This is a genomic window from Methyloversatilis discipulorum (assembly GCF_000527135.1).
GTDB lineage: Bacteria > Pseudomonadota > Gammaproteobacteria > Burkholderiales > Rhodocyclaceae > Methyloversatilis > Methyloversatilis discipulorum.
The window spans coordinates 4274461-4288183 of sequence record NZ_AZUP01000001.1 but is presented as its reverse complement, the minus strand read 5'-3'; the positions used below and the strand labels follow the sequence as shown (position 1 = coordinate 4288183).

The following is a 13723-nucleotide window of genomic DNA, read 5'->3' as shown; positions in this document are numbered from 1 at the left end:
ACAATGCGACGACATGGCAACATCTTCGCGCAGGCGCAGTCTGCCTGCAGCAAGGTGTCGGCCGCCCTTGCGTACCCTGTGCAGGCCCCGTCTCCGTCCAGCTTCCATCGCACGCGCATGAGCAAGACCCAGCCCTCCAACCGACTCGCCGCCTCCGCCACCATCCGCGTCCGCGGTGCCCGTGAACACAATCTGAAAGACATCGACGTCGATCTGCCGCGCGATGCGCTGGTGGCGTTTTCCGGTGTATCCGGGTCCGGCAAGTCCTCGCTCGCCTTCGGCACGCTGTATGCCGAGGCGCAGCGGCGCTATCTGGAATCGGTGGCGCCGTATGCACGGCGGCTGATTGATCAGGCTGGCGTACCGGACGTCGACAGCATCGAAGGCCTGCCGCCGGCGGTGGCGCTGCAGCAGCAGCGCGGCACGCCGGGCGCGCGCTCGTCGGTAGGCAGCGTGACCACGCTGTCCAGCCTGCTGCGCCTGCTGTATTCGCGAGCCGGCCGCTATCCCGCGCGCCAGCCCATGCTGCAGGCCGAGGACTTCTCGCCCAACACGCCACAGGGCGCCTGCCCGAACTGCCACGGTCTGGGTCGCGTGTTCGAGGTGAGCGAAGAGACGCTGGTGCTCGACCCGTCGCTGACCATACGTGACGGCGCAGTCAGCGCGTGGCCGCCGGCCTGGCACGGTCAGAATCTGCGCGACATCCTGGTCAGCCTGGGCATCGACATCGACACGCCGTGGGCAAAGCTGCCGCGCAAGGTGCGGGACTGGATCCTGTTCACCGACGAACAGCCGGTGGTACCGGTCTATGCCGGCTTCACCCCGGAGGAAACGCGCGTCGCGCTGCGGCGGAAGATGGAGCCGAGCTATCAGGGCACCTTCACCAGCGCCCGCCGCTACGTGCTGCACACCTTCGCCAGCACGCAGAGCACGCTGATGCGCAAACGCGTGTCGCGCTACATGCGGGCCGCCGACTGCCCGATGTGCGCCGGCAAGCGGCTCAAGCCGGAAGCGCTGGCGGTCACCTTCGCCGGGCTGGACATCGGCGCGCTGTCGCGCCAGCCGCTATCCGAGGTGGTGCGCCTGCTCGCACCGGCCGTCGCCGGCGAGGCGGATGCCCGGCAGCCGGAGGAAAAGCGCCTCGCCGCACAGAGGCTGGCAGGCGAAGTGGTCGACCGCATCGAAGTGCTGCTGCGGCTGGGCCTGGGCTATCTGACGCTGGAACGCAGTACGCCCACGCTGTCGCCAGGTGAGCTGCAGCGGCTCAGGCTGGCCACCCAGTTGCGCTCGCAGCTTTTCGGCGTCGTCTATGTGCTGGACGAACCGTCCGCCGGTCTGCATCCGGCCGACGGCGAAGCGCTGTTCGACGCCCTGCTGCAGCTGAAGCAGGCGGGCAACAGCGTGTTCGTGGTCGAGCACGACCTCGACATGATCCGCCGCGCCGACTGGGTGGTCGATGTCGGCCCGGGCGCAGGCACCGAGGGCGGAGACATCGTCTACAGCGGCCCGCCCGCCGGTCTGACCGCGGTAAAGTCGTCGGCGACCGCGCGCTTCCTGAAGTCCGACCAGCCGCCGGCGCGCACACCGCGAACGCCATCATGCTGGCTGTCGCTGCACGACGTGAGCCGCAACAACCTGGACCGGCTGGACGCGCGCATCCCGCTCGGCGTGCTGTGTGCGGTGACCGGCCTGTCCGGCTCCGGCAAGTCCAGCCTGATCAGCCAGGCCCTGGTCGAACTGGTGGCGGAGCACCTGGGCCACGTGGTCGAGGCCGAGCCCGAGCACGACGACGGCGAGCAGCCGCCGGTCGACACCGCGCCGACCGAAGGCCGGCTGGGCGAAGGCGCGGACGCGATCCGCCGGCTGGTGCGCATCGACCAGAAGCCGATCGGCCGCACGCCGCGCTCCAACCTCGCCACCTACACCGGCCTGTTCGACGAGGTGCGCAAGCTGTTCGCACAGACACCCGCCGCCCGCAAGCGTGGCTTCGACGCCGGACGCTTCTCGTTCAACGTGGCCAGGGGTCGCTGCCCGACCTGCGAGGGCGAAGGCTTCGTCAGCGTCGAACTGCTGTTCATGCCCGGCGTGTACGCGCCCTGCGCCGACTGCCACGGCAGCCGCTACAACCCGGCCACGCTGGCCGTGACCTGGCAGGGCCGCACTATCGCCGAGGTGCTGGACCTCACCGTCGGCCAGGCCTGCGAGGTGTTTACCGGCGAGCCGCGCGTGCGCGCCCCGCTCACGCTGCTGAGCCGGCTCGGCCTGGGCTATCTGCGGCTGGGCCAGCCGGCGACCGAACTGTCGGGCGGCGAGGCGCAGCGCATCAAGCTCGCCACCGAACTGCAGCGCAGCGGACGAGGCGGCACGCTGTACGTACTGGACGAGCCGACCACCGGCCTGCATCCAGCCGACGTCGAACGTCTGCTCGCCCAGCTCGAAGTGCTGGTCGATGGCGGCAACAGCGTGGTGCTGGTCGAGCACGACATGCGACTGGTGGCGCGGGCTGACTGGGTGATCGACATGGGCCCGGGCGCTGGGGCCGAGGGTGGGCGCATCGTCGCCGAGGGGCGGCCGGCCGACGTGGCGCGAGCGAAAGGCAGCCGCACCTCGCCCTATCTGCGGCGGGCGCTGGAAGGCGGGCGCGGAAAAGAGTGAGAGGTCCGGTCGGACCTCTGCGTCAGGCGTAGGTGTCGATGATGTTCTGACTGGAGGGCGCCGGCTGCGGTGTCGGCAGCGCCTGCAGCAGCTGTGCGGCGTTCGACGCCTGGATGTCAAGCGCCTTTCGGAGCACCAGAGTGCCGGCAGCGTCGGCCACCTTCTGTTGCGACATCGAGGTGGCGGCGCTGGCGATTGCGGAAACGTCCATGTGATCTCTCCTGCGCCGACGACCGGCGCGCTGACAGTCTTAACGACGCGCAGCGCGCCGGCTTGAACGCGGACCGATCACTGCCGCTCGCATCACGCCGCGGCGTCAGCATCCGCCACGATCATGCCCGCGGCCACCGTGTTGTAGGTGCTGTCGTCGATGACGACGAAGGCGCCGGTCGAGCGGTTCAGCACATAGGGATCGGCGAACACCGGATGCGCCAGCTTGAAGCGCACGCGGGCGATGTCGTTCATCACGAGCCGTTCGGCGGGCATACGTTCCAGTGTGTTCACGTCCAGTCGGTGCTCGATGTCCACCAGCTTCGCCCTGACCTCGCGCGTCGTGTGGCGGATCAGATAGGTGCGGGCGCGGTCCATCGGCAGATCCGACAGCCAGCACAGGTCGGCGGTGATCTGGCGCAGCACCTGCGGCGGCTGTTCGGGCGCCACGATCATGTCGCCGCGCGACACGTCGATGTCGTCGTCGAGCAGCAGCGCGATCGACTGTTCGGCACCGGCCTGCACAAGCGCTTCGCCGCCGATCTCGATGGCCTTGACCCGCGTGCGCAGGCCGGAAGGCAGCACGCTCACCGCGTCACCGACCGCGACGCGGCCGGCCTCCACCCGACCCATGAAACCACGGTAGTCGTGCAGAGCGGGATTGGCCGCGTCCTGCGGCCGGCATACCCACTGCACCGGAAAGCGGAACGGGTGCGCGTGCGGAGCCGCCGCTGCCGGCGCGCTTTCCAGCATCTCCATCAACGTGGGTCCGTCGTACCAGTGCAGGTGTTCGCCACGGTCGACCACCATGTCGCCGCGCAGGGCGGACATCGGCACGAACTGCGCCTGCCCGATGCCGGCGCCGGCCGCGAAGGCGAGGAAGTCGTCGCGGATGCGCTCGAACACCGGCTGCGCGAAGTCGACCAGATCCATCTTGTTCACCGCCACCACCAACTGCGGAATGCCGAGCAGCGCTGCCAGCTGCGCATGGCGACGGGTCTGCGTCAGCACGCCGCAGCGGGCGTCGATCAGGATGATGGCCAGATCGGCGGTCGACGCCGCGGTGACCATGTTGCGCGTGTACTGCTCGTGCCCCGGCGCATCCGCGATGATGAACTTGCGCCGACCCGACGAGAAATAGCGGTAGGCGACATCGATGGTGATGCCCTGTTCGCGCTCGGCCTGCAGACCGTCGGTCAGCAGCGACAGGTCGATCGCTTCCATGCCGCGGCGTGCCGACGTGCGCTCGATCGCCTGCAGCGTGTCGGCGAGGATGGCCCGACTGTCGTGCAGCAGGCGGCCGATCAGCGTGCTCTTGCCGTCGTCCACGCTGCCGCAGGTCAGGAAGCGCAGCAGGCCCTTGTCTTCAGATGTACTCATATGCGGTCCTCGATGCCCGGTCGCCGCGCGACCAGTGCTCAGAAATAGCCTTCACGCTTGCGCTGTTCCATCGACGCATCGCCGGTCTGGTCGTCCAGTCGGGTCGCGCCCCGTTCGGTCAGGGCGGTACTCGCCGTCTCGATCACGATGCGCGCGACGGTGTCGGCATCCGACTCGACCGGCGCCGTGCAGGAAATGTCGCCGACGGTGCGGAAACGCACCCGCCGCACGACGATCTGCTCGCCCGGCCGCGGCGGGCTGGTCAGTTCGCCGCTGGCCAGCGGCACGTTCACCGGCACCGGCAGGCCGTTGCGCAGCACCACCTCGCGCTCGTGTGCGAAATAGATGGTCGGCAAGGCCAGCCGCTCGCGCTCGATGTACTGCCAGACGTCGAGTTCGGTCCAGTTCGAGATCGGGAAGGCGCGCACGTGTTCGCCCACGTGGGTGCGGGCGTTGTAGAGGTTCCACAGTTCCGGCCGCTGGTTCTTCGGGTCCCACTGCCCGAACTCGTCGCGGAAGCTCATGATGCGTTCCTTGGCGCGCGCCTTCTCCTCGTCGCGCCGCGCGCCGCCGATGCAGCCGTCGAAGCCGAACTCCTCGATCGCTTCGAGCAGCGTCACCGACTGGTGCCGGTTGCGTGATTCGTCGGCGTGCTTGAGTACGACCGAACCGCGGTGGATCGAATCCTCGACCGCGCGCACGATGAGCCGCTCGCCCAGTTCGGCGGCGCGACGGTCGCGGAACTCGATCACCTCGCGGTAGTTGTGGCCGGTGTCGATGTGCAGCAGCGGGAAGGGAAAGCGTCCGGGCCGGAAGGCCTTCTCGGCGATGCGCAGCAGGCAGACCGAATCCTTGCCGCCGGAGAACAGCAGCGCCGGGCGGGCGCACTGGCCCGCCACCTCGCGCATGATGTGGATGGCTTCCGCCTCCAGCCAGTCCAGATGCGACAGCCGGGTATCGTCGCGCAGCGTGGGCAGGGGTGCATTCATGAAAGGAACCTCACTGGACGGAAACGGCGGACGGTGCAGGCGCCCCGGACGCTGCGCCGATGGTGAAGGGCAGCGGCTGCCACTGACCGTCCGCGTAGCGCAGCATCCGGGCGCCGTCGAAACGCCACAGATGCAGCCAGCCGTTGTCGACCAGCTGGCGCACCACGGCGTGCTTGTCGAGCACGCGTTCGATGGCGCCCGCCGGCGCGTCGATCGCCACGGTCAGGCGCACCGGCTCGTGCACCCAGCGCTCGCCGTCGTGCAGCGACTGCCGCGACAGGCCGATGCGCAGATCGCCGCCATTGCCCTCGAACACGCCGATGCGCCCGCCGACCACGTTGTGCAGCAGCTTGTTGCCGCTGCCGAAGTGCGCGGGCGCGCAGGTCGAGGCGTGGTACTGCCAGTTGATCCAGTGCGTCACCAGCATCGGCGCGGTCATCAGCAGTTCGAGCAGGCTGCCGTCGGCATCGCGCGCGCTGTCGTAGTCGTGCAGGAAGGTGCGCCCCTTCAGTACCGCCGACTCGCTGCGCGCACGCGGCGCGATGATGAAGGCGGCGTTGCCGGCCAGGCCCCACTCCGGCCGCGTCTGCGCACCGTCGTTGGCACGGCGGCGCAGCTGTGACAGCAGCGCACCATGGCCGGCGCGCGGGTCCAGACCCAGGCCCGCGGCGCGTTCGCGTCTGACCTGGTCGCCCGCGTGCGCGAACACCGGTTCCAGACGCGCCCAGCGGGCGCGCGCCTCGGCCGGCAGCAGGTCGAGATCGAAACCTTCGATCTCGTCGGTCGTCGTGTTGTGCAGCCCGGCAACGAAAACCGTCACCGCGGGGATGTTGATGCCGCGCTGCGCCAGCGCCACACGCACGCCGGCGTCGTTGAGCAGCCGCGCCAGCGCGCGGGCATTCACCTCGCCGGTCTGTCCGCAGCAGGCACCACAGTCGAGCGCGGCCGCATGCGCGTTGTTGGCGCTCTGGCTGCCGTGACCGATCAGCAGCACCAGCGGCGCCAGTTCACGCTCCAGCCCCATCGCCCGCAGCACGCGCTCGGCCAGCGACACCCGCGCGTCGAGGTCCAGCCCGTCCAGGGTCGGGCGGCACAGTGCGCGATAGCGCGACGGCAGGCCGTCGAGATCGTCGCGCGCACGCGCCTCGCGCGACGGATGCAGCCAGCGCGCCAGCTTGCCGACGTAGCCGACACCGGCCGCCTCGACGAAGGAGAAGGCCGCGCCCGGCCAGCGGCTGGCCGAACGCCACGAACGCCGACCGGCGAACTGGCGCTGTCGTGCGGACGCCGCCTCGGCGTCGAGCGGGGTATCGGTGTTGCCATTGTCGATGCGGTCGGTCACCTCGATCGCCGGGGCCAGCAGGCCGGGCAGCTGCGGACGGCGGGCGCCGGTGGCGAAGGGCGTGTAAGCGATGGGCAGGCCGAAGAAGCCGGCAAAGCCGAGCGTGCGCATGGCCGGCCAGACCGCCTCCAGTGCCCGGCGCATCGGTTCGCTGCGCACGTCGATGCAGAAGGCCGCCTGCACTTCCGGCCGCATCGCCGGTGCGTCGAGTACCTGCGGGCTGCTGGCGCTGGCCAGTCGCAGCGCAAGATCCCGCTGGTAGGCGGCATCGAGCGCCGACTGCCAGATCTCGTCGATGCGCAGCATGTCCTCGGCGCGGGCGAGCGTCGCCGGCGCCTCGGACCAGGCCGCCTGTACCGCGGCAAAGGAGCGCTCCGCCGTCCGGTCGCAGCGGCCTTCGAGCAGCAGCGCACCCCAGGCCAGCCGGATGGCCAGCAGATCGCGCAGATGCGGGTCCTGCTCGCCGCGCTGCGCGGCTTCCCAGCCGAGGTAGGCGCACCACGACGCCCAGCCATTCACCGTCAGCAGCACCGCTTCGAGGTAATCGGCCCACGCCTGCTCCGGCAGGCCCAGACGCTGCAGCACCCAGCGCTCGGCCTCGGCGCGGTCGGCCGGCAGCGCGTGCAGCCGCCGGCTCAGGTCGGGCAGACCCATCAGCACGCCGATGCCGTGGTCGTGGCTCAACGTGTCGCGCCAGAAGGCGTACAGCCCGCCGCCGCGCTCCGGCTGCCAGTCGGCCTGATGTTCGTCGAAGTAGGCGGCACAGGTCTGGCTGACCTGATGGGTGATGGCCTGACGCCACGACAGTCGCTGGTGGCGCGCCGGGTCGTCGTCGAGCACATCGATCAGCAGCGGCAGCCGGGGCAGTTCGGGTGCCCGATCGAGGGCGGCAACGCAGGCGACAGGGTCCAGACCGTCCGTCGTACCCGGCGGCAGCGACGCCAGCGCGGCGGTCAGATCGGCCGCCGTGATGCGACCGCTGTGCCAGGCCTCGCGCAGGTAGTCGCGCGCCGGGAACACCGGTATCCCGGCCAGCACCGCCATCCGTGCGGCGACGGTGCGCACGCCTTGGCCGATGCGCGACCAGTGCGGATTGACGGCGATCGCCCGGTCCAGCGGCCAGGCAGGCGCGATCGCCGCGCAGGCGGCGGAACAGGCAGCATCGATACGGCGCTGCAACAGGTCGTCGTGCGGTGCTTCGGCCGGCGCGACGATGAGGTCGCTGGACGGCTGTGCGCGGATGGCGTCAGAGGGCGTGATCTGCATCATCTTCTCCAGGCGATCGAATCAGGACTGCGCGGGGGCGAGGTCGGCGTCGCCGGTGCGGCCGGAGGCGACCGGCGGAATCCAGCGGGCCGGCCACAGCTTCAGCGCGAGGCGGGTGTAGAACTCATCGACGTAGAAACCGGCGTAGCTCAGGCGTCGCCACGAGGACAACCACTGCGGCCGGGTCTGCAGCACCACCATCCAGCCGTACAGCAGCGTCATGCCGGCCAGCGTGACGAGGCCGGCGACCTCGTCGGGCCGGTCGTTGAGGCCGAGCGGCAGGCGGTGCGCGACACCGGCGGCCAGCGTCAGCCCGAGCACGGCAACGAGGCCGACGACGCCCTGCCAGAGCGCGCCGGACGTGCGCGCTGCGGCGAGCGGCAGCCACAGCAGCGGCGCCCAGGCCAGAGCCAGCATCAGCGTCCACCACTGCGGCCAGTGCGCGCCCACCAGCGATGCCGTTGCCAGCACAGCGGCCGCAGTCAGCAGCGGTGCCAGCAGCAGGCTGGGCAGCGCCGCGCGCTGCTCGCCCAGCATCATGCGCAGCCGCGTATCGCGCACGACACCGGAGGCAGCGAGGAAGGCGTGCGCCTTGTAGAGCGAGTGGCCGATCAGGTGCAGCGCGGCGAACATGTAGAGGCCGAGACCGCACTCGAGCACCATGAAACCCATCTGCGCCACCGTGGACCAGGCCAGCCTCACCTTGATGCTCACCCGCGTCAGCATGACCATGCCGGCCAGCAGCGCGGTGGCCAGACCGGCGATCACCAGCAGCCAGCGCGCGGCCGGCACTGCGTCGAGCAGCGGCGAGAAGCGGATCAGCACGACGCCGCCCAGATTGACGACGCCGGCGTGCAGCAGGGCCGACACCGGGGTCGGCGCCTCCATCACCTGGATGATCCAGCCGTGTGCAGGCAGCAGAGCGGTGCGCAGGATGACCGCGATGGCGACGCACAGCGCGCTCGCCTGCAGCGCCGGAGACGCGCCGTGCGCGTCCAGATGGCGCCACAGCTCCGACAGCGAACCGCTGCCGACCTCGTTCCAGGCCAGCGCCGCGCCGGCGATCAGCAGGACATCGGCGAGGCGGTCTGCGAGATTCTTCTTGTGCGCCGCCAGCAGCGCGAACGGGCGGTCACCGTAGAAGCACAGCAGTCGCTGCAGCGCGATGCCGACCAGGGCCCAGGCAGCGATCAGCAGAACCCAGTGGTCGGCGATCAGCATCAGATGCACTGCCACCAGCACGCCCGACAGCGCCGCCACGTAGCGGCGCTGCCCTGCTTCGCCCTGCAGGTAGCGAGACGAGAACACGCCGATGACGGTACCCACCGCCTGCACCAGAATGGCCATCGCCGCGGTGAAGGGGCCGAGCGCAATCCAGCCGTCGAGGCGCGGACCGGGCAGGTCGGCTGCCAGCCACAGCAGCAGCGGCGTGGTGAGCGCTAGCAGCAGCGCGAGCACGGACAGCTGCGTGAAGCGGCGCCACAACTGCGCGTCGTCGTGACCGCGCAGCCGGCTCAGCAAGATCGGCAGCGACATCAGCAGGGCGGGCAGCAGAGCGACTGCCCCCGACTTCAGACTGTATGGATCCATTCCACATCTCCTCGATAGCACTGGCATCGATGATGTGGCGCAGCAACCGTTCTGTAAAATACAATGAAAAGAATATTTCGTTCTTTTTTAGAGAACCATGAATCTCGAACAGCTCAACTTCCATCACCTGCTCTACTTCTGGCGCGTCGCCCGGACCGGCCACCTGACGCGCGCGGCACAGGAACTGCACGTGTCGCAGTCGGCACTGTCGGCGCAGATCCGGCAGCTCGAAGAGCGCCTCGGCGAGCCGCTTTTCGAGCGCAGCGGACGCAGTCTGATACTGACCCACACCGGGCAGATGGTGACGTCCTACGCCGAGGACATCTTCGGATTGGGGCAGGAAATGCTGGGCCGGCTGCAGGGCCGCGCCGACGGGATGATCCGGCTCCGGGTGGGCAGCGTCGCCACGCTGTCACGCAATTACCAGGAGAACTGGATACGACCGCTGCTGACCGATCCGACGGTCGTGCTGACACTGGAGTCCGGCCAGATCGACGGACTGGTCGACCGGCTGATCACGCATCAGCTCGACGTCGTACTGGCCAACGAGGCGGTCGCCGCCGACGCGAACCGCCCGCTCCGCTGCCGCTTTCTTGGCAGCCAGGAAATCTGTCTGGTCGGCCCGGCCGCCCGCGGCCAGACCAAGGCGATGCGCCTGCCGGAGGATCTCGATGGCGTCGACGTCGCACTGCCCGGCCCGCGCCACGCGCTGCGCGCCCAGTTCGACGCGCTGTGCATGTCGGCCGGCGTCCGGCCCCGCCTGCGCGCCGAGGTCGACGACATGGCCATGCTGCGCCTGATCGCCCGCGACAGCGGCTGGCTCACCGTGCTGCCCGAGGTGGTGGTGCAGGACGAACTGCGTACCGGCGCCCTGGTGATGCTGGGCCGCTCGGCCGAACTGCGCGAGCACTTCTACGCCATCACGACCGCCCACCGTCACCGCATCGAGCGACTCGAAAGCCTGCTGGCGGGGTCCAGTCCGTCGCCCGAGCGACCGGCAGGCGGCAGATGACGCGAGGCGCGCGGCCATCCATTACCATCCTGTTGCAACTGCAACACGCCGCAACGGCTGTCGCAAAGACGATTGACACGCCGGCGCGATGATCCGCAATGCACCGTAACGTCTCGCGGTGCCGGAAAGGTGATTGATCATGAATTCGCAGAGGGCGGCTACCGCCGCACTGGCGCTCGGACTGCTCGCGACCAGCAACGCATGGGCGGACCGCGGCCACCACCACGGCCATCGTCACGGACGCTCCCACGTCGACATCGGCATCGGCTTCGTCTTCGGGTCGGGCCATTACCGTCCGTGGTACGGGCCATCCCCCTTCTATTACCCCCCACCCTACTACTACGGGCCTGCCTACTATCCGCCGGTGGTGATCGAGCGCGCACCGCCGGTATACGTCGAACGCGATCCGCAGCCGGTCGCACCGGCGCCGTCGATGTCGCCGCCCCCACCGCCGCCGAGCACCTGGTACTACTGCGCTTCGGCCGACGGCTACTACCCCTACGTCACGGCGTGCCCGGAAGGCTGGCAGAGCGTCGCGGCACAGCCGCCGCGATGAGGCACGAGCGATGACCCCTTTCCACAGGACTGCATTCGCCGCGCTGACGCTGGCGCTGCTGGCCGGCTGCGCAACCACGCCCAGCGGCCCGAGCGTGATGGCGCTGCCGGGCAGTGGCAAGAGCTTCGACCAGTTCCGTCACGACGATGCACTGTGTCGTGAATACGCGCGCGAACAGACCGGCGGCACCGATGCCAACGAAGCCGCCCGCGACGCGGGCGTGCGCAGCGCAGCCGTCGGTACCGCGGTCGGCGCCGCTGCCGGTGCGCTCATCGGAGGCCGTGAAGGTGCCGGCGTCGGCGCCGGTACCGGACTGCTGATGGGCGGCGCCATCGGCAGCGAGACAGCACAGAGTTCCGCCCGCGGCACGCAGCGCAGCTACGACCAGGCCTACATCCAGTGCATGTACGCGAAGGGGCAGCGCGTGCCGACCGATGCCCGCTTCACCGACCGCAGCACGGCCAGCCCGGCACCCGCTCCGGCGCTGCCCGGACGGGCGCACGCGCCCTATCCGCCGCCGCCGCCGGGGCATCAGCCACCCGCTGCATCGACACCGCCCGCCGCCGCGCAGTCCGGGCGCGGCAACTGGTACTACTGCCCGTCGGCACGCGAGTACTACCCCTATGTCAGAACCTGCCGGGAAGGATGGCAGGTGGTGGAGGCCAGTCCGCCGGCGCCGGCTCGCTGAGGGGGTTCAGGCGGCAGGACGCCAGGTGCCCGCGACAAAGAAAAAGGCCGGCTGAAAGCCGGCCTTTTCACTGCGCGCGGAGGAACTCAGCGACGGCGTGCGGCAAGACCAACCAGCGCCAGACCCGCCAGCATCAGTGCATAGGCTTCCGGCTCGGGCACGACGGCCACGCCGCTGAAGCTCATTTCCGACACCGAGTAGGCACTGTCGCCGCCCATCGCGTAGATGCGCGCGTAGCGGGCAGCCACCGACGGGAAGTCGATGGTGGCCTGGTATTCGGCGTTGCCGGCAACGCTGGAAATGATTTCGCTGCCGAAATTGGATTGGCCTTCGAAAGCGAGATTGGTGAACAGCGTGTTCCAGTTCAGGCCGTCGGTCGACACCTGCACCTGGTAGAAGTCATTGTGATCGACGCCGAGCAGCACGTCGGTCAGCGTGTAGAGCTGGCCGAAATCGAGCGTGAAAGTGGCGCCGGATGCGCCTTCCTGACCCGACCAGGATACGGCGGCAACGGTGTAGAGCGTCAGTTCGGGCGCCACGTAACCATCGGCGAGGATGGACAGGTCGACGCCGTCGATCGAGTAGCTACCGGTGGCAGAGGCGTTGGTCGGGGTGATCGGGGCGGCGGCCCAGGCGGACGATGCGGCCAGCAGGGAGGCGGCGACAAGCAGGGACTTCATCGGGGTGTCCTTATCGGTGAATTGCGTCCGCCACCTTAAAGCAAGACATGCACCAAGCGAACAAGCCGTTGATTCAAATCGGGTTCACCACACATACGGCCGCCTGATGTCAAAACCGCCGACATCGGTGGCGCTCAGCCCATGGCGGGTTCGGGCGGCCGCACCAGCATCGCCACCGCCTGGGCTGCGATGCCTTCGCCGCGACCGGTGTAGCCCAGCTTTTCCGAGGTCTTGCCCTTCACGTTCACCGCATGCGGTGGAATGCCGCAGTCGGCCGCGATATTGGCCACCATCTGCGCAGCGTGCGGCGTGATCTTCGGGCGCTCGCAGATGACGGTGGCGTCGATGTTGCCGATCAGCCAGCCGGTGCCCTGCACCTTCTTCACCGCCTCGCGCAGCAGCACCCGACTGTCGGCGCCGGCGTAGGCGGCATCGGTGTCCGGAAACAGGCGGCCGATGTCGCCCAGACCAGCGGCACCGAGCAGCGCGTCGGTGATGGCGTGCAGCAGCACGTCGGCGTCGGAGTGACCGAGCAGGCCCTTTTCGTGCGGAATGTCGACGCCGCCGATGATGCACCGGCGGCCCTCGACCAGCTTGTGCACGTCGAAGCCCTGGCCGATGCGGAAAGGCAGCGGCGATGCGCCGAGCAGCGGATTCATGCGACGTTCCCCCGTGTCTGCAGGATCAGTTCGGCCAGCTTGATGTCTTCCGGCCAGGTCACTTTCAGATTGGCCGCGCCAGCGGCAACCAGACGCGGCTTGAGGCCGACGGCTTCGATGGCCGACGCTTCGTCGGTCACGTCGGTGCAGCGGTCGAGCGCGTCGTGCAACGTGGCGAGGCGGAACATCTGCGGCGTCTGCGCCTGCCACATGGCGTCGCGCGGCACCGTCGCCTCGACGCGGTCAGTGGCGTCGGCACGCTTCAGCGTGTCGGCCACCTTCTGCGCCAGCAGGCCGCCGACCGGGTCGTCGGCCAGCGTGTCAATCAGCGTATCGAGCATGTCGGCGGACAGACAGGGGCGCGCCGCGTCATGCACCAGCACCCAGTCGTCCGGCCGCGCCCAGCCGGCGATTTCCCACAGGCCGTTGCGCACCGACACGGCGCGGCTCGGCCCGCCGCAATGCACCGGCATCAGCTTGGGACCGAGCGCCGACCAGTCGAAGCCCTGCCAGTAAAGATCCTCCGGCGCCAGCACGACCACCACGCGGTCGATGCGCGGATGAGCGCACAGCGTGGCCAGCGCGTGACGGATCAGCGGCTGGCCGGCCAGCGGCAGATACTGCTTCGGCATCTGCGCGCCGAAGCGGCTGCCGCTGCCGGCGGCCGGGACCAGGGCGATGTGGCGCGGCATGGCG

At 69.4% G+C, this 13723-nt stretch carries 12 protein-coding genes; 4 read left to right on the top strand and 8 right to left on the bottom strand.

Annotated features, from left to right (window positions below; genetic code table 11):
- Positions 1-117 precede the first annotated feature (117 nt).
- Positions 118-2655 carry an excinuclease ABC subunit UvrA gene (locus METFAM1_RS0119940; RefSeq protein ID WP_019917351.1) on the top strand — a complete coding sequence of 846 codons (2538 nt, stop codon included), beginning with the start codon at positions 118-120 and terminating at the stop codon, positions 2653-2655.
- A gap of 22 nt (positions 2656-2677) precedes the next feature.
- Here the strand turns inward: METFAM1_RS0119940 and METFAM1_RS0119935 are convergent, their stop codons facing one another.
- The 5 genes from METFAM1_RS0119935 to METFAM1_RS0119915 all read right to left on the bottom strand — a co-directional run bounded on the left by METFAM1_RS0119935 (position 2678) and on the right by METFAM1_RS0119915 (position 9432).
- Positions 2678-2866, bottom strand: coding sequence for a YjfB family protein (locus METFAM1_RS0119935; RefSeq protein ID WP_019917350.1), 189 nt, complete (start codon positions 2864-2866; stop codon positions 2678-2680).
- Positions 2867-2958: 92 nt separating this feature from the next.
- Positions 2959-4245: a sulfate adenylyltransferase subunit 1 gene (locus METFAM1_RS0119930; RefSeq protein ID WP_019917348.1), complete on the bottom strand. Its 1287-nt coding sequence runs from the start codon at positions 4243-4245 to the stop codon at positions 2959-2961.
- A 38-nt stretch (positions 4246-4283) separates the two neighbouring features.
- Positions 4284-5234 (bottom strand): sulfate adenylyltransferase subunit CysD, encoded by a 951-nt coding sequence (cysD, locus tag METFAM1_RS0119925; RefSeq protein WP_019917347.1) that lies wholly within the window; start codon positions 5232-5234, stop codon positions 4284-4286.
- Between the two features lie 10 nt (positions 5235-5244).
- The gene (locus tag METFAM1_RS0119920; RefSeq protein WP_019917346.1) at positions 5245-7845 is read right to left on the bottom strand and encodes a YbcC family protein; all 2601 of its coding nucleotides are present in this window, start codon (positions 7843-7845) and stop codon (positions 5245-5247) included.
- A gap of 18 nt (positions 7846-7863) precedes the next feature.
- Positions 7864-9432: an NADH-quinone oxidoreductase subunit L gene (locus METFAM1_RS0119915; protein ID WP_019917345.1), complete on the bottom strand. Its 1569-nt coding sequence runs from the start codon at positions 9430-9432 to the stop codon at positions 7864-7866.
- 97 nt (positions 9433-9529) lie between these two features.
- Between METFAM1_RS0119915 and METFAM1_RS0119910 the strand changes: the two genes are divergently transcribed.
- The 3 genes from METFAM1_RS0119910 (at position 9530) to METFAM1_RS0119900 (ending at position 11688) form a co-directional block, all read left to right on the top strand.
- Positions 9530-10444 (top strand): LysR family transcriptional regulator, encoded by a 915-nt coding sequence (locus METFAM1_RS0119910; protein ID WP_019917343.1) that lies wholly within the window; start codon positions 9530-9532, stop codon positions 10442-10444.
- A gap of 139 nt (positions 10445-10583) precedes the next feature.
- A complete protein-coding gene (locus METFAM1_RS0119905; protein WP_019917342.1) occupies positions 10584-11000 on the top strand; it encodes a hypothetical protein in 417 nt (138 codons plus the stop codon).
- A gap of 10 nt (positions 11001-11010) precedes the next feature.
- Entirely contained in the window at positions 11011-11688 is a 678-nt protein-coding gene (locus METFAM1_RS0119900; protein WP_019917341.1) for a glycine zipper family protein, read from the top strand.
- An 86-nt stretch (positions 11689-11774) separates the two neighbouring features.
- Here METFAM1_RS0119900 and METFAM1_RS0119895 read toward each other — a convergent pair whose 3' ends face one another.
- From METFAM1_RS0119895 to ispD, 3 genes are all read right to left on the bottom strand, one after another.
- Positions 11775-12368 carry a discoidin domain-containing protein gene (locus METFAM1_RS0119895; RefSeq protein WP_019917340.1) on the bottom strand — a complete coding sequence of 198 codons (594 nt, stop codon included), beginning with the start codon at positions 12366-12368 and terminating at the stop codon, positions 11775-11777.
- A gap of 134 nt (positions 12369-12502) precedes the next feature.
- Positions 12503-13027, bottom strand: coding sequence for a 2-C-methyl-D-erythritol 2,4-cyclodiphosphate synthase (ispF, locus tag METFAM1_RS0119890; protein ID WP_019917339.1), 525 nt, complete (start codon positions 13025-13027; stop codon positions 12503-12505).
- Positions 13024-13719 carry a 2-C-methyl-D-erythritol 4-phosphate cytidylyltransferase gene (gene ispD, locus METFAM1_RS0119885; RefSeq protein ID WP_019917338.1) on the bottom strand — a complete coding sequence of 232 codons (696 nt, stop codon included), beginning with the start codon at positions 13717-13719 and terminating at the stop codon, positions 13024-13026. The genes ispF and ispD overlap by 4 nt, the downstream gene beginning before the upstream one ends.
- Between the last annotated feature and the right edge of the window lie 4 nt (positions 13720-13723).

What these genes read in the sequence shown, in the direction of transcription:
- METFAM1_RS0119910 (WP_019917343.1), top strand. Translation starts at nt 9,530, where the DNA reads ATGAATCTCGAACAGCTCAACTTCCATCACCTGCTCTACTTCTGGCGC.
- ispD (WP_019917338.1), bottom strand. Translation starts at nt 13,719, where the DNA reads ATGCCGCGCCACATCGCCCTGGTCCCGGCCGCCGGCAGCGGCAGCCGC.
- ispF (WP_019917339.1), bottom strand. Translation starts at nt 13,027, where the DNA reads ATGAATCCGCTGCTCGGCGCATCGCCGCTGCCTTTCCGCATCGGCCAG.
- METFAM1_RS0119940 (WP_019917351.1), top strand. Translation starts at nt 118, where the DNA reads ATGAGCAAGACCCAGCCCTCCAACCGACTCGCCGCCTCCGCCACCATC.
- METFAM1_RS0119895 (WP_019917340.1), bottom strand. Translation starts at nt 12,368, where the DNA reads ATGAAGTCCCTGCTTGTCGCCGCCTCCCTGCTGGCCGCATCGTCCGCC.
- METFAM1_RS0119915 (WP_019917345.1), bottom strand. Translation starts at nt 9,432, where the DNA reads ATGGATCCATACAGTCTGAAGTCGGGGGCAGTCGCTCTGCTGCCCGCC.
- METFAM1_RS0119905 (WP_019917342.1), top strand. Translation starts at nt 10,584, where the DNA reads ATGAATTCGCAGAGGGCGGCTACCGCCGCACTGGCGCTCGGACTGCTC.
- METFAM1_RS0119935 (WP_019917350.1), bottom strand. Translation starts at nt 2,866, where the DNA reads ATGGACGTTTCCGCAATCGCCAGCGCCGCCACCTCGATGTCGCAACAG.
- METFAM1_RS0119900 (WP_019917341.1), top strand. Translation starts at nt 11,011, where the DNA reads ATGACCCCTTTCCACAGGACTGCATTCGCCGCGCTGACGCTGGCGCTG.
- METFAM1_RS0119930 (WP_019917348.1), bottom strand. Translation starts at nt 4,245, where the DNA reads ATGAGTACATCTGAAGACAAGGGCCTGCTGCGCTTCCTGACCTGCGGC.
- METFAM1_RS0119920 (WP_019917346.1), bottom strand. Translation starts at nt 7,845, where the DNA reads ATGATGCAGATCACGCCCTCTGACGCCATCCGCGCACAGCCGTCCAGC.
- cysD (WP_019917347.1), bottom strand. Translation starts at nt 5,234, where the DNA reads ATGAATGCACCCCTGCCCACGCTGCGCGACGATACCCGGCTGTCGCAT.